Origin of the sequence: Deinococcus aerophilus (genome assembly GCF_014647075.1) — a bacterium.
GTDB lineage: Bacteria > Deinococcota > Deinococci > Deinococcales > Deinococcaceae > Deinococcus > Deinococcus aerophilus.
Window position 1 is genome coordinate 25,864 of record NZ_BMOM01000010.1, and the last position, 21,325, is coordinate 47,188.

The window sequence follows — 21,325 nt, forward strand, 5'->3', positions numbered from 1 at the left end:
TTCCGGAGGTCCCCCGTGCCGCTAGGGCAGCTTTTTCTGGAACTCGGCGGCGTCATCTTGCTGCTGGCCCTGGTGGGCCGCGCCGCCGGACGGCTGGGCATCACGCCCATTCCGTTGTATCTGCTCGCCGGCATCGGTCTGGGGGCAGTCATGAGCCTGGGCAACGCGCCGGAGGAATTTATCCACACCGGCGCGGAGATCGGCGCGGTGCTGCTGCTGTTCACGCTGGGGCTGGAATACACCAGTGACGAGCTGCGGCAGAACCTGCAGGCCAACCGGACCATCGGTATTGTCGACCTCGCCCTGAACTTCACGCCGGGCCTGATCGCCGGCTTCCTGCTGGGGTTTGCTCCGATGGCCGCCGTGCTGCTGGGCGGCGTGACCTACCTGACCTCCAGCGGCATCGCCAGCAAGATCCTGCGCGACCTGGGGCGGCTGGGCAACCGCGAGACCCCGACCATCCTGGCCGTGTGCGTGATCGAGGACGTGGTGATGGCCGCCTATCTGCCGGTGGTCGCCGCGCTGCTGATCGGGGGAACCCTGGTCGCCGTGGGGGTCAACCTGCTGGTCGCCCTGGCCGCCTTCGGGCTGGCCTTTTTTCTGGCCCTGAGGTACGGGCACGTCCTGAGCCGGATCATGAATGTCCCCAGCGATGAGGCATTGCTGCTGGGCGTGCTGGGGCTGGTGCTGGTGGTGGCGGGGGCCGCCGACCTGCTGAAGGTCAGCGCGGCCATCGGGGCCTTTCTGGTGGGCATCGCCCTGTCGGGCGAGGTCGCCGAGCGCGCGCGGCGTCAGATGGAGCCGCTGCGCGACCTGTTTGCCGCCGTGTTCTTCGTGTTCTTCGGGCTGCAGCTCAACCTCAGGGAAGTGCCGGACGTGCTGCTGCCCGCCGCCCTGCTGACCGTGATCACCGGGGCGACCAAGTTCGCGGTGGGCTGGATGGGCGCGGCGCGTGCAGGCGTGCAGCTGCGCGGACGGTTCCGGGCCGGAACCACGCTGATTCCGCGCGGCGAGTTCAGCATCCTGATTGCCGGGCTGGGGCTGGGACTGGCCCCCAGCCTGGGCCCGCTGGCCGCCGTCTACGTGCTGCTCACCGCCATCCTGGGTCCGGTGCTGGCACGCTTTGACGCCCAGGTCGTGACCCTGCTGGAACGTGGGGGCAAGGCCAAAGCTTCGGCTCCGGGATAGTTCCGTTCAGGCCGGGTCGCCGTCCCCTGATCAGCCGGAGGCGGCGTCGAGCAACCGGGCCGCGAGCTCGGCGGGCAGGGGCCGGGCCAGTCCGTAGCCCTGTGCCGCGTCACAGCCCATCTCCAGCAGCAGGGCGCGCTGTTCGGGCGTCTCGACCCCCTCGGCCATCACGGTCATCTCCAGGCTGTGGGCCAGCTTGACCAGCACCTGCATCAGCAGGTAGGCGCGGTCGGTCCGCGCGGTGTGGGCTCCCAGCACGCGCACAAATGAGCGGTCCACCTTCAGGCGCGTGAAGGGCAGGTTGTGCAGCATGCTCAGACTGCTGTATCCGGTACCGAAATCGTCGACGGCCACCTGCACGCCCAGCTCGCGCAGCTCACCCATGTGGCGCTGGGTCAGGGCCTCATCGCGCAGCACCATGCTCTCGGTAAGTTCCAGCATCAGGCATCCGCCAGGCAGACCGGTGTCCTGCAGCGCCCGCCGGACAACCTCCACAAAATTCGGCTGTTCAAACTGCACGGCCGACACGTTCACCGAGGTGCTGATGCCGCGTCCGGAGAAGTCCCACTTCACCGCCTGACGGCAGGCTTCCTCCAGCACCCACCGGCCGATTTCCAGAATCAGCAGGCTCTCCTCGGCCAGCGGAATGAAGCGGTCCGGAGACACCGCCCCCAGCTGGGGATGCTGCCAGCGCAGCAGCGCCTCGAACCCGATCAGCGCTCCGCTGTTCAGGCAAAACTGACCCTGATAGTGCAGGCTGAGCTGATCGGCGGCCAGTGCGCCGCGCAGCTCGCGTTCCAGTTCCCGGCGCTCGTTCTCGGCGGCGCTCAGGCGCTGTTCGTAGCGCAGCCAGCCGTTGCGGCCCGAGCGTTTGACGTGGTACATCGCCAGGTCCGCGCGCTGCTGCAGGGTCTCGGCGTTCAGACCATCGTGCGGGGCCAGGGCGTAGCCCAGCGAGGCCGAGAGCCGGTACTGCTGGCGCCCGACCCACAGCGGTTCGCGCAGCGCGGCGAGCACCTTGGCCGCCACCTGTTCCGCCTCCTCGGGCTGTGCCAGACCGCGCAGCAGCAGCGTGAACTCGTCGCCGCCCATGCGCCCCACCACATCACTGCCGCGCACCGTGGTCTGAATCCGGCGGGCCATCTCCTGCAACAGCTGATCGCCCGCCCGGTGGCCGGCCGTATCGTTGACCGCCTTGAACTGGTCAAGGTCAATGAACATCAATGCCACGCATCCTGATTCCTCCGCGCACGCGGGGTCGGCCAGGGCGTCGAGCACCTGCTGGGCCCGGGCGTGGAAGTGGGCGCGGTTGGCCAGACCGGTCAGGCTGTCGTGGGCCGCCTGATGCTCCAGGGCCCGCTGGGTGGCCTGCAGGGCCGCGTTGGCCCGGGTCAGCTCGGCGGTGCGCAGACGTTCGAGTTCCGCTTCCTGACGCATCAGTTCCATGCGGGTCTGGGCCGCCAGGGTTCCCACCCGGCGCTCGACCTCGCGCTGGTACAGCTGGCGCTCCAGATCGTGGTGGACCCGCGCCTGAACCAGGGCCCCCGGGTAGTCTCCCTGGGCCGCCAGCACCCGGGAGAGGACGCTGTGGGCCTCAATGCGCATCAGGCGCTGCTCGCCCGCCTCTCCCAGCTGCAGGCCCTCGAGCAGATGGGTTCTGGCCTCGTCCAGCTGGGCCAGGGCAAAATAAACCTGTCCCAGCGTGATGTGCAGCAGGCACAGGCTTTCGCGGTCCCCGGGCCGCCGGGCCGTGTCCAGCCCTGCCAGGGCCTGGGCCAGCGCCGCCTCGGGCGAACCGGTTTCCAGCAGGGCCAGGGCCAGAAACGCGCGGGCCGTGCATTCGAAGCGGTGCATTCCCTCGGCCACGACCACCGGCAGCAGCTCGGCAGCCCGGCGCTGAACCTCACCGAACTCGCCCAGGCGGTAATGGCACTCGATCAGGTTGGTCTGGGTGTCGCAGGCATACACCAGATGCCCGCAGGCCTGCGCCAGCTCCAGCACCTCCACGCTGATGTCCACCGACTTCTGGAATTCGCCGGCCTGGGTGTGCATCACGGCAATGTTCGCCAGCGCGCGGCAGCGGCCGATCTCGTCGGCGGCCTGCTGGGCCAGCGTCATGCTGTGAACAAAGGACTCCAGCGCCTCATCAAAACGCCCCAGACGCTGCTGGATCACGCCCAGCAGGTTCAGGCAGCGCGCCTCCGCTCCCTGCAACTGATGCTTGCGGCTGAGAATCAGGGCCTCGCGGGCCAGTTCGCCGCTGTGCCGGTAGTCGCCCTGGTAGTACGAGCAGCCGGCCAGAAGCAGGGCCGCCTGTGTCTCGGCGGCCCCGTCCTGACCCTCACGCGCCTGCGCCTGAAGGGTGGTCAGTTCCTGGCGGGCCGCGTCCGGATCGCTGAGGATCAGATTCTCCATGTGCGTCAGGCGCTCGGTCCATGGGCCAGCACCCGCATGGGGCAGATGTTGCGTCCAGTCGGTGCCCCTCACCGCGCGATCCTACCCGCACCGTTCTGACAACTTTGGCACATCCAGAAAAAGGTCATGGGGGACGGAAAAAAATGAAGCCGGGCCTTGCGGCCCCCTTCAGACCGCCAGTCCCTCGGCATGGGCGCTGACCTCGCGGGCCGCGTACTGTCCGGGCGGCAGGGTAATCAGGGACGCATTGTCCTCGAATTCGTCGACCCAGCCCATCTCGTCCAGCGCCTTTTTCCATGCGCCGATGCTCTCGTTGCGGTAGATGGCATAGGCCGCCATGCCAATTTCCGGACCGCCGCGCGCAATCACGCTCTCCACCCAGGCCCACTTGGCCGAGACGTTGCGCAGCTCGGCAGTGGTGCGCAGCTCCTTCTGGATGCGCTTGAGGCGTTTTTCAATGACCCCGACCCCCGCGAAGGGATCGGCAAAGTGGGGCGTGTGGCGCTTGGGCACAAAGGGGCTGATGCCCAGCGCGATGCGGTTGATGCCGGCGAGTTCCTTGGTAAACGAAATCAACTCGCTGATGTCATCGTCGTTTTCCGGCCCCAGGCCGATCATCATGTACACCTTGAGGCCAGAAAAGCCCAGGTCCCGGCTGATCTGCGCGGTCTTGAGCAGGTCCTCGGTGGTGATGCCCTTTTTCAGCCAGCGGCGCAGGCGTTCGCTGGGAGCATCACTCGCCACCGTGAAGGTCCGCAGGCCGCCGGCCTTGAGGATCTCGGCGAGTTCGGTGTCCACCGTGTCGGCGCGGATGGAGGACACGCCCAGCTTGACACCGCGCTGGGTGAGCGTGCGCCCCACGAACTTGGTATGCGGAAAGTCCGAGAGCGCCGCGCCCACCAGCCCCACCTTCTGGGCCCAGTCGGGAATCACGTCCAGCAGTTCCTGGCCGCCGTTGTTGCGGTTGGGGCCGTACATGGTCCGCGCCAGGCAGAAGGTGCAGGGGCGCGGGCAGCCGCGCTGGGCCTCGACCAGGAACATGTTGCTCAGCTCGCTGTGCGGGGTCACGATCTGGCTGTAGGCGGGCAGCAGCTCCTTGGGCGCTGTGGCCCAGGTCGGCTCGTGGGTGTGCCGGGCAGGCAGGAAGATGCCGGGCATTCCGTCGATCAGGTCGTAGAAGTCCTCGCGCGAGGTGGCCTCACGCAGGGCGCTGCTCACCACCGGCACAATCTGCTCGCCGTCCCCGATCACGATCACGTCGGCAAAGGGCACGAGCGGGTAGGGATTGGAGGACGTTAGCGGGCCACCAATCATCACGATGGCGTCGCTGTCGTCGCGCTGCTCCCGCAGGGGATGAATGCCGGCCACGTCCAGCGTGCGGATGATGTTGGTCAGGTCCAGCTCGAAGGACACGCTCATGGCAAACAGTTCGCAGTCGCCCGCCTCGCGGCCCGTCTCGACGGTGGGCAGCGGCTGGCCGAGCTTCTCGAAAGCGTCCACGTCGTCGGGCAGGAAGGTGCGCTCGCAGGCCACACCTTCTTCGTTGTTGAACATGCGGTAGATGACCTGATAACCCAGCGAGGCCATGCCCACGCTGTAGCGGTTGGGAAAGGCCAGCGTCACGCGGACCGGGGCGTGCTTGAACATCGTCCCGGTCTCCGCTTCCAGCAGCGGCTTGATGGTATTGCGCCAGTAACTCAAAACTCCTCCAGTCCTCTAGGGGGTGCGCCACCGGCCCCGGGAGACTGCTGCCCCAAAGAGGGTCAGCGGGAGGCCACGCACGTCACAGCCTGCCAGTGTACTGCCTTCCTGGCCGGTAACTGAAGTGGGGCTTACCAGGATTCACCGCAGGCCTACCTGCCGCCCCGCTGACTGCGTTTCGGCCCAGGTGGGCATGGCGTTCTGCGCGCCGGGCCGCGTGCAGGTCAGAGCCGCTGCCACACCGGCCCAGCGCAGCGCCTGCTCCAGGGCGTCGCCTCTTGAGAGCCGGGCCGTGAGTACGCCGCAGAAGGTATCCCCGGCTCCGGTGGTGTCCAGAACCGTGACCGGATGCGCCGGAAGCTCAAGGGTGGTGTCGCGGGTGACCGTAACGCTGCCCTTCTCCCCCAATGTTACCGTTACCGCTTGTGGCCCACGCCTCAGCAGCGCGCGCGCACGGGCCTTCAGGCTGCCCTCCTTCCCGGCAAGGGCAGCAAGCTCGTGTTCGTTGACGATCAGGTGGTCGGTCAGGCGCAGCAGGGCGGGATCGGTGCCGCGGGTGGGGGCGGCGTTGAGCAGCATCCGCAGCCCCGCCTCACGCGCCCGCTGGGCAGCGGCCAGCGTGACCTCGGGGGGCAGTTCCTGCTGCAGCATCAGGTGGCTGAAACCGTGCATCTCGGCCGGCAGATGCGCGGAACGCAAGTGGGCGTTTGCGCCGCTCGCCACGGTAATGGCGTTCTCGCCCGCCTCCGAGACCGTGATCAGGGCCAGACCGGTAGGGGCGTCCAAGGTGTGCAGGCCGGCGAGGTCCACGCCCGCCCGCGTCAGGCCCGCGAGCGCCGCCGCCCGGAAAGCGTCGTGGCCGACCGCGCCCACCAGGGCGACCCGCGCCTCCGCGAGCGCCGCCGCCACCGCGGCGTTTGCCCCCTTGCCCCCCGGCGAGGTGTGGGCGTCGCCGCCCAGGACGGTTTCTCCGGGGCCGGGAATGCGCTCGGCACGCACGGTCAGGTCAGCGTTGACGCTGCCCACCACGAGCACGCCCCCGGCGGCCATTTCCTAGACCCCCTCGGTCTCGGCCGGGTAGCGCCCACGCCACAGTGCCCAGCCCTCGTCCGGAAAGGCACGTTTGGCCTCGGGGGCAAACAACCGCGCGCCCTCGCTTTCCAGTTCGGGCAGCGGGCAGGCCACGACCTCGGTGTCCTGCATGGCCGGGTGATCGGTCCACTTGATCAGGCGGCCCGATCCTCCCCACGCGTCGTCGGTGGCCCAGACCACCCGTCCCACCCCCAGCAGGGCGCTGGCCCCGCCGCACATCAGGCACGGTTCCAGGCTGGTGTACAGCGTCAGGGTCTCCGGACTCTCCAGCTTGCCCACCTGAAAGAACACGTCCATCTCGGCGTGGGCCACGCTGGCGTGCCCGACGTGTTCGGCACTCTGGTCCTCGCCCACCCGGTTGCGGCCACGCGCGACGATCTGGCCGTCTGCGTCCACCAGAACCGCACCGATGGGCGAACTGCCCGCCGCCAGCGATTCGTGGGCCAGTGCCAGGGCCTCGCGCAGATACGGTTCGTGCCGGGCGTGGTCATGTTTGACAGCTTCAGAGGGAGCGGACGACATGCCGCCCAGTGTGGCATCTGGCCGGCAGGCGAGCGACAGGCACAGGCTTTTGTGCGCAGAGAGAACCTTGAGCCAGGGCACATCCACGGCGCAGGCGGCGTGCGGACCAGCCCCTCCAGCGGGCGACGCCTTGAAGATGAGAGGTCCTGTGGATCATAATTGAACCAAGTTCAATTCTGTGTGCTGTCTCCGTTGACCGCCTGACCACCCCCGGTCGCTCATATTTCGTCCCCCATTTCCGAGGAGTGCCATGACCCCTACCCCCATCCCCCGCCCGTGGTTGAAGTTCTACGAGGAAGGCGTGCCGCACGACTTCACGCCCAGCCGCCTGACCCTGCCCGAACTGCTGCGCGAGACCGCCGAGCGGCACCCCAATCGGGTGGCCCTGAGCTTTCTGGGCGCGAACACCACATACCGGGAGCTGTGGCACAACGTGCAGCGTCTGGCCCTGGCCCTGGAAAAGATGGGGGTGAGCCCCGGCGACCGGGTCTCGCTGATGCTGCCCAACACGCCCCAGTTCGTGGTGGGCTTTTACGGTGCGCTGCTTGCCGGAGCGGTGGTGGTGAACACCAGCCCGCTGTACGTGGCCGAGGAACTGGGGCATCAGCTGCGGGACAGTGAAAGCGAGACCCTGATCATCCTGGATTCCTTCTACCCGCGCTACGCCGCCGTGCAGGATCAGGTGCCCGTCAAGCGGGTCATCGTGACCGGCATTCAGGACGCCCTGCCGTTTCCCAAGAACCTGCTCTACCCGATCAAGGCCCGGCGCGAGGGCACCTGGGTGGACGTTCCCGACAGCAGCCATGTCGTGAAGTACAGCGACATCCTGCGCTTCCAGCCGCCCACGCCCGGCGCGTCCAAGCGCACCCCCAGAGACCTGGCCCTGCTGCAGTACACCGGCGGCACCACCGGCACCCCCAAGGGCGCGATGCTCAGCCACTGCAATCTGGTCGCCAATGCCGAGCAGGCCCGCGCATGGATGACCGACCTGAAAGACGGCCAGGAGGTCACGCTGGCCGCCATTCCCTTCTTTCACGTCTACGGCATGACGGTCGCCATGAACCTGAGCGTGCTGATCGGCGCGACCATCGTGCTCGTGCCCAACCCGCGCGACATCGGCATGGTGCTGTCGCAGATCGAGACCTCGAAAGCCACGCTGTTTCCGGGTGTGCCGACGCTGTACAACGCGATCAACAACCACGCCGATACCCCCAGGCATGACCTGACCAGCATTCGTGCGTGCATCAGCGGCAGCGCGCCCCTGCTGCTGGAAACCGCCCGCAAGTTCCGCGAGATCACGGGAGGGGCCAATCTGGTCGAGGGGTACGGTCTGACCGAGGCGAGCCCCATCACCCACACCAACCCCATCTTCGGGGAGCAGAGGAGCGGCAGCATCGGACTGCCCATGCCCGGCGTGAACGCCATCGTGATGGGCGAGGACGGACAGGTGGTCGCGCCCGGCGAGGTCGGCGAACTGTGGGTGGCCGGGCCGAACATCATGCTCGGCTACTGGCAGCGTTCCGGGGAAACGGCCCAGACCCTGCGTGAAGCCCACGGCCAGACCTGGCTGCTCACCGGCGACATGGCCATCATGGACGAAGACGGCTATTTCAGCATCGTGGACCGCAAGAAGGACCTGATCATCGCCGGCGGATACAACATCTATCCCCGCGAAGTCGAGGAAGCCCTGATGAGCCATCCCGCCGTGCTGGAAGCCGCCGCAGTGGGGCTGCCCGACCCCTACCGGGGCGAGACGGTCCACGCGGTGGTGCACCTTAAACCCGGCGCCAGCGCCACCGAGGCCGAGATCGTCGCCCACTGCCGCCAGCACCTCAGCGCCTACAAGGTGCCCCGCAGCGTCGAGTTCCGCAGCGAGGAACTTCCCAAGAGCGCCGCCATGAAGATCCTGCGCCGTCAGCTGGCCAAGGAAGCGCTGGAGGAGCGGGAAGCGCAGAAGAGCGCCTAGAGTCCCCTCCCCCGCAGCAACGCAGGAGGCCGCCTGGAACTTCCCTTTCCAGGCGGCCTCCTGCGTTGCTGGTCCCTAGCCGGCTGCCAGCGGCGCGTAGGCCATCGCCCCGGCAGTCAGTGAACTGGGCTCACGTCCGCCCCGCAGGGCCGCGGCCCCGGCCAGCGCGATCATCGCGCCGTTGTCGGTGTTCAGGCCCTTGCCGGGAAACACCACGTGCAGATCGGTGGCGGCGAAGGCTTCCCGCAGCGCCGCGTTGGCCGCCACGCCGCCGGAAACCACCACCGTGCGGCGGCCCTGGGCCTCGGCGGCGCGGCGGGTCGTCTTGACCAGCACGTGTACGGCGGCGCGCTGAAAGCTGGCGGCCAGGTCATCCGCACCTGCACCGGCCCGGTGGGCGAGCAGGGCGGCAGTCTTGAGTCCGCTGAAGCTGAAGTCAAACCCCTTCTGTCCCTGCAGCGGCTCCTTGAAGGCCACCGCGTCCGGATTGCCCCGAGCTGCCGCCTCGCTGATGGCCGGGCCGCCAGGGTAGCCCAGACCCGCCAGCCGGGCGATCTTGTCGAAGGCCTCGCCCGCCGCGTCGTCGCGGGTCGCGCCCACCAGCACGTATTCGCCCGCCTGCGGCACGTCGAACAGATGGGTGTGGCCGCCACTGACCACCAGTGCGAGATACGGCGGCTGCAGGGTGGCCTCGGAGGCCGCCGCAAAGATATGGCCCTCCAGATGATGCGACGCAAAGAACGGCACGTTCAGCGCCTGCGCCAGTCCCTTGCCGTACATCAGCCCGACGAGCAATGCCCCCACCAGACCGGGGCCAGAGGTGGCGGCCACCGCGCCAAGATCGGAAACCTGCAGCCCCGCCTCGGCCAGCGCGTCCCGCATCACCTCGTCAATGCGCTCTACATGCTCGCGGCTGGCGAGTTCAGGCATCACTCCGCCGTAGCGGGCATGGACCGTCTGTGACCAGATTCGGTTGGCCCGCACCTGCACGCTGCCGTCCAGGGACAGTTCCACGACCCCCACGCCGGTGTCGTCGCAGGAGGTGTCTATGCCCAGAATGTAGAGGGGGGAAGCCGGAGCGCTCATTGCCGGGGAGTGTAGCAGGGGTGGCCGCCAGGAAAGGCGGCGGGGAGCGGCGTCCGCAGGCCACGCCTCGGAGCATCTGCGGCGCTGCGGCCAGGTGCTGCGGCCTGCGGCACGGCCAGAAAAGACGCCCAGCAGGCGGAGAACCACCGCCACCTGCGCCATTCTCCCCGCCTGCCTCCCACCTGCACTATCCTGCCCCGGATGGCCCCGTGCGATTCCTCCCCCATCATCGTGACGCCCGACGGCTCGCGCACGGCCCACAGCGCCCGTTTTGGCGAGACCTACGGCTCGCGGCACGGCGCGTTCTCGCAGGCCCGGCACGTGTTTGTGGAGGGCACGCGCACCCAGCAGCACCCGGCGCCGCGCGTGCTGGAGATCGGTTTTGGCCTGGGCGTCAATTTCCGGGCCACCCTGGCGGACGCCGCGACACGCGGCGCGGCGCTGGAGTATGTGGCCTACGAGTTCGACCCGGCCCCTGCCCCCCTGCTGCGCGAGGTCGCGGCGGGCGAGGCGGGCTCGGACCATCCGCTGTGGCAGGCACTGTTGCAGAACTGGCCGCATACCCCCCTCCAGTTGGAGAGCGGGAATGTTCGCCTGACCGTTCACTTTGCCGACGTGCTGGAGGCCACCTTGCCGCAGGGCTGGGCCACCGGTCTGTATCTGGACGGCTTCTCCCCCACCCGCAATCCGGAGGTCTGGACGCCCCCCTTCGCCGCGCGGCTGGCACAGGCCCTCGCGCCGGGGGGAGTGCTCGCCACCTACAGCGCCGCCGGGCACGTTCGCCGCGCCCTGGAAGCGGCGGGACTGCAGGTTGAGCGCCGGCCCGGAGCCCCCGGCAAACGCGAGTGCCTGCGGGCCGTGCGGGCACCGGACCAGCTCCGTGAACCGTGAGGGGCAGCCGGTGGACCTGAGCGGTGGCCTACCTCAGGTGGCCCGGCCATGACCACGGCCCTGATCATTGGAGGGGGCATCGCCGGGGCATCCGCCGCGTATTTTCTGGCAAACCGGGGCGTGGAGGTCACGGTGGTCGATGCGGGCCGGCACGCAGCCAGCCACGTCCCGTCGGCGCTGATCAACCCGGTACGTGGACAGTCGGGCGGAGTCGACGCGCGGGCGCTGGCCGGCATGGCCCTGACCTGGACGCTAGTTCAGGACCTGCAGAACGCTGGTTTTGCAGTTCCACACGGCCAAGGCGGCGTTCTGCGCCCCCTGCCCGACGACCGGACGCGGGAGCGCTTCGGGCGCAACCTTCCGCCCGACCTGGAGCGGCGCTGGCTGGCACCTGAGGAGTCCCCTGTTCCGCTGTCTCCCGGCTGGGCCCACGCCCTGTGGCTGCCGCAGGGGGGCTGGCTGGACGGCGCGGCCTTTACGCGGGCGCTGCTCGCGGCCTCGGGCGCCATGGTGGTCCGGGAACAGGCGGCCGGCTGGACCGCACACACCGTCACGCTGCAGGCGTCCCCCACATCACCGGCCCGGTCCCTCACGGCCCACGCCGTCCTCCACTGCGGCGGCTCCCTGGGAGCCACGCTGGCGCGGGAGACAGGAACCCACCGCATGGGCACCCTGCTCACGCTGGACCGCGCGGCGACCCACGTGCCCGTCAGCTTCGGGGCCTATCTGGCACCGTCCGCAGTGGGAGGAGTGCTGGGCGCGACGTTCGAGGCTCCTGCTCCAACGTGGACCGAGCCGGGCCTGCCGCTGGCCTCGCTGGGCTGGCTGCTGGGCAAGGGCGAGGCGCTTACCGATCTCGGTGGCGTGAACGTCACCGGGCGCTGGACCGGGTCGCGCCTGTCCGGATTGCGGGTCGGCCGGGAATCAGACGGCGTGTGGCGCCTGAGCGGTCTGGGCAGCAAGGGGTTCCTGCTGGGGCCCCTGCTGGCGCGGGATCTGGCCACGCAGGTGGCCGCAGCGCAGGAGACGGCCCCGTCACCCTGACCCGGCTGCCGCGCCCCTCACCCCCCGCGTCCGTCAGCGTCACACGCCCGGTGACGGCCCGGCAGACAGCGGCCTGAACTACACTGTTCCGGATATGGCGACTTACCGCATCTGTTTGATTGAAGGGGACGGCATCGGCCACGAGGTTATCCCCGCCGCCCGCCGCGTGCTGGACGCTGCCGGCTTCGACGCCGAGTACGTTCACGCCGAGGCCGGCTACGAGTACTTCCTCGATCACGGCACCAGCACTCCCCAGGCCACCTACGACGCCGTGGAGAACACCCACGCGACCCTGTTCGGCGCGGCCACCAGCCCCAGCGGCGAGAAACCCGCCGGGTTCTCCGGCGCGATTCGCCACCTGCGCCAGAAGTACGGCCTGTACGCCAACGTGCGCCCCACCAAGACCCGTCCGGTGCCCGGCGCCTACGAGAACGTGGATCTGGTCATCGTGCGCGAGAACACCCAGGGCCTGTACGTGGAGCAGGAGCGGCGTTACGGCGACACGGCCATCGCGGATACCGTGATCACCAAGGATGCCAGCGAGCGCATCGGCAAGTTCGCCGCCGACCTTGCCATGAAGCGCAACAAACGGCTCACGGTGGTCCACAAGGCCAACGTGCTGCCCGTGACCCAGGGGCTGTTCCTGAACACCATCTTGGACCATACCCGGACCGTGGAAGGCCTCAACACCTCCACCATGATCGTAGACAACGCGGCCATGCAGCTTGTCCGCAACCCCCGCCAGTTCGATGTGATGGTCATGACCAACATGTTTGGCGACATCCTCTCGGACCTCGCGGCCGGTCTGGTGGGCGGCCTGGGAATTGCCGCCAGCGGCAACGTGGGCGACAAGTTCGGCATCTTTGAATCGGTACACGGCAGCGCGCCCGACATCGCCGGACAGGGCGTGAGCAACCCCACCGCCACCATCCTGGCCGCCGTGCTGATGCTCGACCACCTCGGCGACCATGAAACGGCCCAGCGCATCGACAACGCTGTGAACAAGGTCCTGACCGAAGGCCCGCGCACCCGCGACCTGGGCGGCACCGCCGGCACCAAGGAATTCACTGACGCCGTGATCGCCGCGCTGTAAATCACAGCCAGCCGAAAAAGCAGAGATCAAGGAGTGGCCTCCAGCTGGGGACCACTCCTTGATCTCTGTACGCTTATCCCAGCGCGCCCTCGAAGTCTCCCAGCAGGTCCCCGATGTCCTCGATGCCCACGCTGATGCGCAGCAGGCCCGGGGTGATGCCCAGGCGGCGGCGCTCGGCTTCCGGCAGGGCGCGGTGCGAGGTTCCCCACGGCCACGACAGGGTGGTGATCACATCGGCCAAGCTGGGAGCCAGCGGAATCCGGCCCGCCAGCGCCTTGACGAAGGCCGGGGCGTCCTCGATGTCGGCTGCCAGCATCCCGCCGAAGCCGTTGGGGTACAGGTCCTGCGCCAGATGAAACTGCGGGTGGTCCGAGAGGCCGGGGTGATAGACGGCCTTGACCCGGGGGTGGTTCACCAGCACGTCGGCGACTGCCTGCGCGTTGCCGCTGTGCGCCCGCATTCGCAGGCCCAGGGTCTTGAGGCCCTGCATGGTCATCCATGCATCGAAGGCGCTGATGGTGCCGCCCAGACGCAGCAGCCGGGTCCGGGCGAGCGCCACGAGGTCTGCACGGGCGCACAGCACGCCACCGAAGGCGGTGCTGTGGCCGCTGAGGTACTTGCTGACGCTGTGGGTCACGAGGTCCGCGCCGTGCAGGGCCGGACGGAACACGGCGGGACTGGCGAAGGTGTTGTCCACGCTCAGCAGTGCGCCGCGTTCATGCGCCAGCCGCGCCAGGGCGGGCACGTCCGGCACGGTGAGCAGAGGATTGGTCAGGCTCTCGACGTGCACGACCCGGGTGTTGTCCCGGAAAGCGGCCTCGACCTCACCCAGGTCGCAGGCGTCCACGAAGGAAACCTCGATGCCCAGCCGCGGAAATTCCTCGGCGAGCAGGGCGTAGGTCACGCCGTATACCCGGGCATCGGTGATGATGTGGTCCCCTGCCTTGAGCACCCCCAGCAACGCCGCGCTGATGGCCGCCATTCCGCTGCCGGCCACCAGCGCGGCCTCGGTGCCTTCCAGCACTGCCAGCGCCCGCTCCAGGGTCGAGGCGTTGGGCGTGCCGTTGCGGTAGTAGAAGGCGGCGGGTGCCTCGCCGCTCATGGCCCCGTCCAGCGTCTCCAGGTCCGGGAAGGCGTAGACAGTGGACTGGTAGATCGGCTCGACGAGCGGCACAGAGGAATTGGGCCGGGCTTCCTCGCCTGCGCGGGCCGCCAGGGTGGTCAGGTCATAGGTGGAATTCACCCGCCCAGGCTAGCGTTTTGGTGGGGCGTGTGAGCGCGGCTGGGCAGGTGTACCCGGTCGCTCCTGGCGGACAGTCCTGTGATCCGGGAGCAGAAGGGGCTGGAGGCCTACTCCTCGCCCGCCCACAAGCCTTGCCGCTTCAGGGCAGCGACCAGACGGGGCTCACGGGCCTCCATGCTGCCGTCCTGCGCAAAATACGAGCGCATCAGCCGCGCCCAGTCTGCGGGTTGCCCCGCACGGGCGGCGATGGGATTCATAATCTCGGTGGCCTCGCGCAGTTCCTCCGGGGTGGCGTCGTGGTAGGTGTCGGTATGGATCACCAGCGGACGCGGCACGCGCGGACGGTGCGGCGGCTGCTCGGCGGGCTGCCCGATGGTCAGGGCCGCGAACGGCAACACACCCTGCGGCAACTTCAGCAGGTCAATCAGGCCGTCCAGGCCGTTCATGACCCCACCGATCCAGCAGCCCTGGTAGCCCAGCATCTCGGCGGCGGTCAGCAGGTTGGTGCCCGCCATCACCGCGTCCCCGATGCCGAAATGCACCGCGATGGCCGGCCAATGCCCGGGCGTGTGGCCGGCGACCTCCAGCACGCGGCTGACCCGGCGCACGTCAGCACAGACCACGAAGGCCTCTGAGGCCGTGACGATGTGCGCGTTGGTGGTCAGCGCGGCCACCTCGGCCCGCACCTCCGGGCGCCACAGCCGGATCAGAGAGTACAGCTGCGCGGTGGCGTCGGTGGGAGCACGCTGCGCGGCGTGCAGGATGGTTTGCAGATGGTCGGCGGGCAGCGGCAGCGGGGAGCCGTCCTCCGCCGTCACGTACTTGCGGACGGTTCGGTGCGCGTCGTAAAAGGCCGTGACCTGTTCGGCACTCTGGGCACGGGTGGGCAGTGTGGAAGGCATGGCGGGCAGGATACCCAGAACCCACCTTATAAAAGCGCTGACGGGCCTCCAATTGGGCGCCGGACCACGCCCCCACCTCAGCCCAGCGCCCGCCAGCCCAGCGCCAGCACGGCCACTCCCGCCATCCCCATCACGATCAGCGCCTGCCGGCGGGTCTTTTTCAGGTACAGCAGGATGCCAATGCCCGTGACCGCTACCAGCGTCAGAACGGCGCCGCTCAGGTCAATCAACCACTTCCAGGCCCCGCCCGCGTCGCGGCCCCGGTGCAGGTCGTTGAGCACCGCCACTCCACCCTGCGCGAGCACGGTCGTGGTGTAGTTGCCGGTGGCCGTATCGATAAAGGTGTCGGCGCTGTAGCCGGGCCCGAGAAACGAGATGCTGGCCTCGCCGCCGTCCACCCGGGTCTCCCCGGCCCGGCCCTTGAGGCCCTGCTCGGCGCGCAGGTCCTCGGCCACCGTCAGCCAGTCCACCTTGCCGTTCGTGATCCAGCCCGCTGGCAGGGTGCCGGTGACCTCACGCCGGACCTCTGTGGTGCCAAAGGCCCAGTCGGGGTGGTTGAGGGTGATGCCGGTCAGGGCAAAGAACAGCACCACGAGCAGGCTGATCATGGAGGTGTAGGTGTGCAACCAGCGCAACCACACATGACTGCGCGCCTTCAGGGTGCGGGGCCGGGCCGCGGGCCGTCCGGTCCCGGCCGCCTCAGGCTTTGCCGAAAGCGACACTGGCGGCCTCGATGTCGTTGTCCGTGGTCAGGTTCTTCTTGAAGGCCGCCGTTCCCAGCGTGACCTTCTCGCGCACCAGGCTGTACGGGCCGTGCTCACGCGCCGTCTCGATGCACACGTAGTAGTCGCCCTGCTCGGACAGTTTGCCCGCATCGGTCTTGCCGTCCCACTTCACGGCGTAGGTGCCGGGATTGCGGGTGGCACTGCTCACGGTGTCCAGCAGGTCGGCGTTCTGCCGGCTCCAGCGGCGCAGTTCGGCCAGCCAGCGCGGGTTCAGACGGTTTTGCTGCACCCACACGCTCAGGTTGCGCACGGTCTTGCCGGACTCGTCCTCGATCCACACCGCCACGAAGGGCCGCTTGATGCGGCCCGTGGCCTGGGTGGCCACCATGAAGGTCACGTCGAGGCGCATGCCCGAGGTCCAGGGCTTGCTGGTGGCGGCGCCGGCAAAACCGCCGGGAAGCCGCGAGAGGGTTAGCGCAGCGGCGGCGGCAGACATCCTGCGCAGAAAGGTGCGGCGGCTCTGGGTGGTATTGGGGGTCATGCTGGACACTCCTTGGGTGAGGGTAGAGCGCTTCGGTTGGGGCCACGTTGAAATGCTGTAGTTCGGGGAAATTCAGGGGGGGTGCGGCCAGTGCCGGCTGCTGTGGCGCGTGCCGTCACGGGAGACGATCAGGGCGGCGCAGCCCGGGATGTCCTCAGCGAGGCCCAGCCCCGCGCCCGGCCCCAGCACGCTCAGGGCCGTGGCGAGGGCGTCGGCGGTGGCACAGTCGGGGGCCGTGACAGTCACGCCGGAAACGTCCTGCACCGGCCGGCCATCCCGGGGATCCAGCAGGTGCGGGCGCCACACGCCGCCCACCATCCGCCCCCGGTGGGCTCCGCCGCTGCTCGCGAGCGCTCCGTCGCGGACATGCACGCGGGTGAGCGGCGGAGCATCGTCACGGGCGGTGAAAGGATCGGCCACCGCCACATTCAGCCCCCGGCCCCCCAGGGTCCGCAGGTCGCCGCCCGCATTCACGAGCACCGCCTCCACCCCCGGCGAGGCGTGCGCGGCCCCGGCCATCCGGTCCACGATGAAGCCCTTGGCCAGGGCGCTCAGCCCGAGCGGATAGGCGGCGTGCAGGGTGGCCGTGCCGTCGCCGTGCAACGTCCAGGGAGCGGCCCTCAGCTGTCCGGCCACCTCCGCCCGTTCTGCAGCGTCCGGCTCCCGGCCTTGATTGGCGGCCCGCTGCCACAGGCCCCCCAGGGCGTCGGCCCCGGGATGAAAGGCTCCGCCGGTTCGCACGCGCCAGCCGTCGGCAAGGGTCAGCACGGCCCTGAGTTCTGCGCTGAGCGGCGCGCACTCGCCCGGCCGGGTCAGCCAGCGCGACAGCTCGCTGTGGGGGTCAAAGCGGTTGAGGACGGCGCTCAGCCGCTCCAGCTCGCTCAGCGCGGTGCCCTCGGCGGATTCGGCCAGCCGGCGCGTGCGGGCGACGATCTGAAGCTCCACCTCGGTGCCCAGCAAACGCTGGTACACGCTGCGCAGCCGGTAGGGGGGCTGAAGGGCACGCAGCAGAGGGAACAGGAGGCCGGACATGGCCGCCATTCTGGAAAAGGTCGGTGAAGATTTGTCGCAGGCCAGATCCGCCTTTGCCCCACCCTGTCGTCAGGGGACTCATCACATGGAGCTGCAGTGCCCGGGACCTTACCGGGCAACGGGTGGTTCAGGTCAGCGAGGCTGCCCCCTGCCCGGCCGGGCCTGCTTAACCGCGTACAGCCGCTCGTCTGCCCGTTTGGCCAGGGCCGGGGCAGACGTGCCGTCCACCGGGAAGCCCGCCACCCCGGCGCTTGCCCCGGCGGTCTCGAAACCGGAAGCCCGGGTCAGCGTCACCGCCTGCTGCACCCGGCGCAGAAAGTCCTCCGGAGTTCCGGTGCTGTCGAGCAACAGGGCGTACTCGTCACCGCCCAGACGGTAAATGCGGTCTGTATTCCGGAACGACTGACGCAGCGCCTGCGCGAAGGCCCGCAGCAGGGCGTCCCCCCGATCGTGTCCCTGGGTGTCGTTGAAGTGCTTGAGGCCGTCAAGGTCGATCATGACCACCGTCAGCGGGGCGCCGTCCCGCCGCGCCGCCGCCACCGCCTCCTGAAGTTCGGCCTCGAAGGCGCGCCGGTTGCCCAGGGTGGTCAGGGCGTCGGTCAGGGCGGCCGTCTCCAGTTCGCGTAGATGCGCCTGACGTTCCAGCGCGACGTTCACGCTGCGCGCCGCCGCCTCGAACAGCGCGCGGTCGTGGTCGTGCCACGGCTGCCGGTCCATGCGCATGGCGCTGAGCAGCAGGCTCTGGTGGCCTACCCGGGACAGGGGCACCCACGCGGCGGCGCGCACGCCGTGCTGAATCAGGCTGTCGTTCGCGCCGGGTGCGGCGGCATAGTCCTCGACATACAGGGCTTCGTGGCGGTCGAGGACCTGCCACAGAATGCCCTCGCCGCGCACCAAACCTCCCGTCACGCGGGCAGTGAAGGCCCGGCTGACCCGCGGGCCGCTGTGGGAGGTGAGCACGCGGGCCTGGTCGCCCTCGGCCACCACCAGGGCCAGCCAGTCCACCCCGCTGGCGCGCGCCACGATGGCTCCGGCGCGGGACGCCACCGTTTCCACCATGTCGTCGGTCTCAATCAGCTGCGAGATGTCCACCAGGGCGCGGGCGTACTCGGCAGCCCGGCGCAGATCCTCGAGCAGCGCCACGCGTTCCCACGCGGCGCACAGCGCCTCTGCCGCCGCCTCGAGCAGGGTGCGCTGACGGGCGGTCCACGACAGGACCAGCCCCCCGCGGGCCGCGATCAGCAGGACCTCTCCTCGCTGCGGCTTGCGCGGCAGCGGCACGAGTGCCACCCCCGTGACACCCTGCGCGGCGAGCAGCGGCTGATCGGTCTGTTCCAGGTACTGTGGGCCCTGCCGGACCGCACGCCACAGCGTCTGGGCCCGCAGCCCGTCGCCCCCAGTCAGGCGGGCGCGGACTTCACCGGGAACCGGCCCGTGCAGCCCCAGCAGGTGGGAGCGGGCGTGCTGCAACTGGATCAGGGCCAGCCAGCCCACTTCCAGGGCCGGGGCCAGCACCGCGAAGGTCTGGGCCGTGAGTTCGTCCATGGTCTGGGCCTGCCCCAGCCGGCGCGTCAGCTCGGCCAGCGTAAGCGCGTCGCGCCGCGCCTGATCCGCCGTCTGGGCGAGCACCGTCAGCTCGGCGGACTGCATCTCGATCTCCTGGCGGGCCTGGACCTGCTCGGTCACGTCGCGCACGATCGCGATGCCGAACTGAACGCCCCCCGCACCCTCCTCATCCGGCACCGGAAAGGTCTGGACGGCGTAGCTGCGCCCAAAAAAAGTCAGTTCCCGCTCGGAACGCTGACCGGCCAAGGCCGCGAGGTGGTCGGGCACCACCACGGCATTGATCTCCGGCGGAAAGATCTCGCCGGGCTGCCGGCCCTCGACCGTCTCGCGGCTCAGCCCCACGTCGGCCAGGCCCTCGCCGCCGGCAATCAGGTAGCGCAGATCCCGGTCAAAGAGCACCACCGCGCCGTCCGGAAAGTTGGCCGCCAGCGCCGCGTAGCGCGCCTCGCGGCCGCGCAGTTCGCGCTCGGTCTGCTCATGGGCACTCAGGTCGGTGATGACCGTGACCCGGCCCTCCTCGGCATTCGACCCCAGTGGGGCGGTGCTGATCTGTACCGGCAGTTCGCTGCCGTCGGCACGCCGCAGGGCACTCCGGCCCTCCACAGAAGTCTGCGGGGCAGCGCCAGCCCCGGGCAGGCCGGCTTCCGGGGGCTCCGGTGCGTGGCCGGTGAGGTCGGGCAGACCCAGGCCCAGCACCTTCTCGGCCCCCTCGCCCAGCATGCGGGCGAGCGCCGGGTTGATATGGGTCACCCGGCCGTCGCGCCCCGTCACCGCCAGTCCCTGGCCCATGCTCTGCACGATGGTGCGGGCAAAATCACGCTCGCGGGCCAAGCCGCTGAGCAGCGAACGGTTGCGCCGTTCCAGTGGGCGCACGATCACGCCGCCGACCAGGGCCAGCAGGCTCAGCACGACGGCCACCCGCAACCACGCCAGCATGTTCAGCCGGGCCATGTAGCCCTCGCTGCGGCGCTCGGCCCGCTTGACCGCCTCCTCCAGGCTGACGAGCAGCTGGCCGCGCGCCTGGGTCTGCAGCAACGTCAGGTCGGGACTGCCACTGCGGAGGGTCGCCGGCGGCGCACCGATCACCCGCTGCGCCGTTGCCACGAACGCCGCCACCTGCGTGTTCAGCTCGCCCGCATACAGCCGGTCCACCTCCCAGGCGTCGCGCGAACGGTACAGGCCCGAGGCCGGGTCCTTGAGGCGCTCGTGGCTCTGCACAAACCGGCTCAGGCTGATTCGCAGATCGGCGCGCAGTCTGGCGGCCTCGGCGGGCGTGGCGCTCGGCAACGCCGCCGCGTCCCAGGCGATGCGCTGCGAGAGCATGCGCTGACGTCCGGTCAGGTTGACGAGCGCCGCGTCCTCGCGCGAGGCTCCGAGCTGGGCACTCAGCAGGGCATTGGAAGCGATGCTCAGCGCTCCGAGCACGAGCAGCGGCAGCATGTAGGCGCGGCGCAGGGAAAAATTCCGTCGCCGGGGCGTGGGTCCGGCGACAGGCAGGCCATCAAGCATGCACGCACTCTAGCCGTTCATTTCTCACTCCAAACTTTCAACCCCGCAGATTACCGGATGAATGTCCCTGCGAGTGGGGCGGCACCTTACCCCGGCTGGCTGCCTGCCACATAGAAGATCAGACCGATCAGCACCAGATCGAAGGCCCAGGCTGCGGGCCGCCGCAGCCGTTCGTCGCGGCGGGACCGCAGAAATTGCAGGCCCAGGCGCAGCAGCAGCAGTCCAGCGATCACATACGGGTTGGGCGGCGCGCCACCGGTCAGCAGCGGTGCCAGCAGAAGCGCCGCAAGCACCCCTAGCAGCGCGAAGCTGGCGACAGTCAGGGGATCGGGCGTGGGGCGCGGGCCCGGCGCCGGATCGCCGCCTGGATCAGTCACCGCTCACTCCTCGGAAGACTCTGCGGGCTTCTTCTTGGCGCGGCTGGCACGCGGTTTCTTGGCGGGCGCTGCCGCCTCTGGATTTTCAGAGGTGGGCATGGATTCAGGACCAGCGGCCTTCGGAGCCTTGCTGCGGGTGCTTCTGGGTTTGCCCGACTTGGCGGCGGGGACCACTTCATCGTCCGCTGGGGCGTGCGGCTCGGCCGGCGACCTGGTCTTCCGGGCCCGACTGGCGCGCGCCGTCACCGTGCGGGCAGACTCCAGTTCCACCGGATCGGTCAGCGGCGCGGCCTGTGGCGTCTGAACCTCGCCCGGGGCGACATCCCCGCTGTCTGCCTGGGCCACGGCAGCACCCTGAGTGTCGTTTTGCCGCGCAGAATTCCCTGCGTCATTCCACTTCGTGGAGGATTCGCCGGAGGCCGCGTCAGTGGA

Annotated in this window: 17 protein-coding genes; 5 read left to right on the forward strand and 12 right to left on the reverse strand. The window is 69.3% G+C overall.

Annotated elements, in window-relative coordinates; all coding sequences use genetic code 11:
* Window positions 1-15: 15 nt before the first annotated feature.
* The gene (locus tag IEY21_RS08040; RefSeq protein ID WP_188903193.1) at window positions 16-1,188 is read left to right on the forward strand and encodes a cation:proton antiporter; all 1,173 of its coding nucleotides are present in this window, start codon (window positions 16-18) and stop codon (window positions 1,186-1,188) included.
* Between the two features lie 30 nt (window positions 1,189-1,218).
* On the opposite strand, the gene IEY21_RS08045 is transcribed toward IEY21_RS08040, so the two are convergent.
* The 4 genes from IEY21_RS08045 to IEY21_RS08060 all read right to left on the reverse strand — a co-directional run bounded on the left by IEY21_RS08045 (window position 1,219) and on the right by IEY21_RS08060 (window position 6,918).
* Window positions 1,219-3,675 (reverse strand): EAL domain-containing protein, encoded by a 2,457-nt coding sequence (locus IEY21_RS08045; RefSeq protein ID WP_188903196.1) that lies wholly within the window; start codon window positions 3,673-3,675, stop codon window positions 1,219-1,221.
* A gap of 96 nt (window positions 3,676-3,771) precedes the next feature.
* The gene (locus IEY21_RS08050; protein ID WP_188903198.1) at window positions 3,772-5,304 is read right to left on the reverse strand and encodes a B12-binding domain-containing radical SAM protein; all 1,533 of its coding nucleotides are present in this window, start codon (window positions 5,302-5,304) and stop codon (window positions 3,772-3,774) included.
* A gap of 141 nt (window positions 5,305-5,445) precedes the next feature.
* A complete protein-coding gene (locus IEY21_RS08055) occupies window positions 5,446-6,354 on the reverse strand; it encodes a ribokinase (protein WP_188903200.1) in 909 nt (302 codons plus the stop codon).
* Window positions 6,355-6,357: 3 nt separating this feature from the next.
* Window positions 6,358-6,918 (reverse strand): nucleoside deaminase, encoded by a 561-nt coding sequence (locus IEY21_RS08060; protein ID WP_188903202.1) that lies wholly within the window; start codon window positions 6,916-6,918, stop codon window positions 6,358-6,360.
* A 250-nt stretch (window positions 6,919-7,168) separates the two neighbouring features.
* Between IEY21_RS08060 and IEY21_RS08065 the strand changes: the two genes are divergently transcribed.
* Window positions 7,169-8,884: a long-chain-fatty-acid--CoA ligase gene (locus tag IEY21_RS08065; protein WP_188903204.1), complete on the forward strand. Its 1,716-nt coding sequence runs from the start codon at window positions 7,169-7,171 to the stop codon at window positions 8,882-8,884.
* A 75-nt stretch (window positions 8,885-8,959) separates the two neighbouring features.
* Here the strand turns inward: IEY21_RS08065 and tsaD are convergent, their stop codons facing one another.
* Window positions 8,960-9,970: a tRNA (adenosine(37)-N6)-threonylcarbamoyltransferase complex transferase subunit TsaD gene (tsaD, locus tag IEY21_RS08070; RefSeq protein ID WP_188903206.1), complete on the reverse strand. Its 1,011-nt coding sequence runs from the start codon at window positions 9,968-9,970 to the stop codon at window positions 8,960-8,962.
* Between the two features lie 201 nt (window positions 9,971-10,171).
* On the opposite strand from tsaD, the gene mnmC2 reads away from it, so the two are divergent.
* The 3 genes from mnmC2 (at window position 10,172) to IEY21_RS08085 (ending at window position 12,998) form a co-directional block, all read left to right on the forward strand.
* Window positions 10,172-10,861: a tRNA (5-methylaminomethyl-2-thiouridine)(34)-methyltransferase MnmC2 gene (mnmC2, locus tag IEY21_RS08075; protein ID WP_188903208.1), complete on the forward strand. Its 690-nt coding sequence runs from the start codon at window positions 10,172-10,174 to the stop codon at window positions 10,859-10,861.
* A 48-nt stretch (window positions 10,862-10,909) separates the two neighbouring features.
* The gene (locus IEY21_RS08080) at window positions 10,910-11,905 is read left to right on the forward strand and encodes an NAD(P)/FAD-dependent oxidoreductase (RefSeq protein WP_188903210.1); all 996 of its coding nucleotides are present in this window, start codon (window positions 10,910-10,912) and stop codon (window positions 11,903-11,905) included.
* A gap of 94 nt (window positions 11,906-11,999) precedes the next feature.
* The gene (locus IEY21_RS08085) at window positions 12,000-12,998 is read left to right on the forward strand and encodes an isocitrate/isopropylmalate dehydrogenase family protein (protein WP_188903212.1); all 999 of its coding nucleotides are present in this window, start codon (window positions 12,000-12,002) and stop codon (window positions 12,996-12,998) included.
* 73 nt (window positions 12,999-13,071) lie between these two features.
* Here the strand turns inward: IEY21_RS08085 and IEY21_RS08090 are convergent, their stop codons facing one another.
* The 7 genes from IEY21_RS08090 to IEY21_RS08120 form a co-directional block, all read right to left on the reverse strand.
* Entirely contained in the window at window positions 13,072-14,241 is a 1,170-nt protein-coding gene (locus IEY21_RS08090; protein WP_188903214.1) for a trans-sulfuration enzyme family protein, read from the reverse strand.
* Between the two features lie 107 nt (window positions 14,242-14,348).
* Complete coding sequence (locus IEY21_RS08095; protein ID WP_188903216.1) at window positions 14,349-15,143, reverse strand: nitroreductase family protein; 795 nt, start codon at window positions 15,141-15,143, stop codon at window positions 14,349-14,351.
* Between the two features lie 77 nt (window positions 15,144-15,220).
* The gene (locus IEY21_RS08100) at window positions 15,221-15,865 is read right to left on the reverse strand and encodes a PepSY-associated TM helix domain-containing protein (protein ID WP_229752971.1); all 645 of its coding nucleotides are present in this window, start codon (window positions 15,863-15,865) and stop codon (window positions 15,221-15,223) included.
* Window positions 15,843-16,409 (reverse strand): DUF2271 domain-containing protein, encoded by a 567-nt coding sequence (locus IEY21_RS08105; protein ID WP_229752972.1) that lies wholly within the window; start codon window positions 16,407-16,409, stop codon window positions 15,843-15,845. The genes IEY21_RS08100 and IEY21_RS08105 overlap by 23 nt, the downstream gene beginning before the upstream one ends.
* A 72-nt stretch (window positions 16,410-16,481) precedes the next feature.
* Entirely contained in the window at window positions 16,482-17,441 is a 960-nt protein-coding gene (locus tag IEY21_RS08110; protein WP_188903218.1) for an FAD:protein FMN transferase, read from the reverse strand.
* A 132-nt stretch (window positions 17,442-17,573) separates the two neighbouring features.
* Window positions 17,574-20,516: a diguanylate cyclase domain-containing protein gene (locus IEY21_RS08115; RefSeq protein WP_188903220.1), complete on the reverse strand. Its 2,943-nt coding sequence runs from the start codon at window positions 20,514-20,516 to the stop codon at window positions 17,574-17,576.
* 86 nt (window positions 20,517-20,602) lie between these two features.
* Window positions 20,603-20,893: a hypothetical protein gene (locus IEY21_RS08120; protein WP_188903222.1), complete on the reverse strand. Its 291-nt coding sequence runs from the start codon at window positions 20,891-20,893 to the stop codon at window positions 20,603-20,605.
* Window positions 20,894-21,325: the final 432 nt, after the last annotated feature.

Excerpts from the sequence above, each read along its gene's own strand:
- IEY21_RS08095 (WP_188903216.1), bottom strand. The coding sequence starts at position 15,143 with ATGCCTTCCACACTGCCCACCCGTGCCCAGAGTGCCGAACAGGTCACG.
- tsaD (WP_188903206.1), bottom strand. The coding sequence starts at position 9,970 with ATGAGCGCTCCGGCTTCCCCCCTCTACATTCTGGGCATAGACACCTCC.
- IEY21_RS08080 (WP_188903210.1), top strand. The coding sequence starts at position 10,910 with ATGACCACGGCCCTGATCATTGGAGGGGGCATCGCCGGGGCATCCGCC.
- IEY21_RS08105 (WP_229752972.1), bottom strand. The coding sequence starts at position 16,409 with ATGACCCCCAATACCACCCAGAGCCGCCGCACCTTTCTGCGCAGGATG.
- mnmC2 (WP_188903208.1), top strand. The coding sequence starts at position 10,172 with ATGGCCCCGTGCGATTCCTCCCCCATCATCGTGACGCCCGACGGCTCG.
- IEY21_RS08110 (WP_188903218.1), bottom strand. The coding sequence starts at position 17,441 with ATGTCCGGCCTCCTGTTCCCTCTGCTGCGTGCCCTTCAGCCCCCCTAC.
- IEY21_RS08065 (WP_188903204.1), top strand. The coding sequence starts at position 7,169 with ATGACCCCTACCCCCATCCCCCGCCCGTGGTTGAAGTTCTACGAGGAA.
- IEY21_RS08085 (WP_188903212.1), top strand. The coding sequence starts at position 12,000 with ATGGCGACTTACCGCATCTGTTTGATTGAAGGGGACGGCATCGGCCAC.
- IEY21_RS08060 (WP_188903202.1), bottom strand. The coding sequence starts at position 6,918 with ATGTCGTCCGCTCCCTCTGAAGCTGTCAAACATGACCACGCCCGGCAC.
- IEY21_RS08055 (WP_188903200.1), bottom strand. The coding sequence starts at position 6,354 with ATGGCCGCCGGGGGCGTGCTCGTGGTGGGCAGCGTCAACGCTGACCTG.
- IEY21_RS08115 (WP_188903220.1), bottom strand. The coding sequence starts at position 20,516 with ATGCTTGATGGCCTGCCTGTCGCCGGACCCACGCCCCGGCGACGGAAT.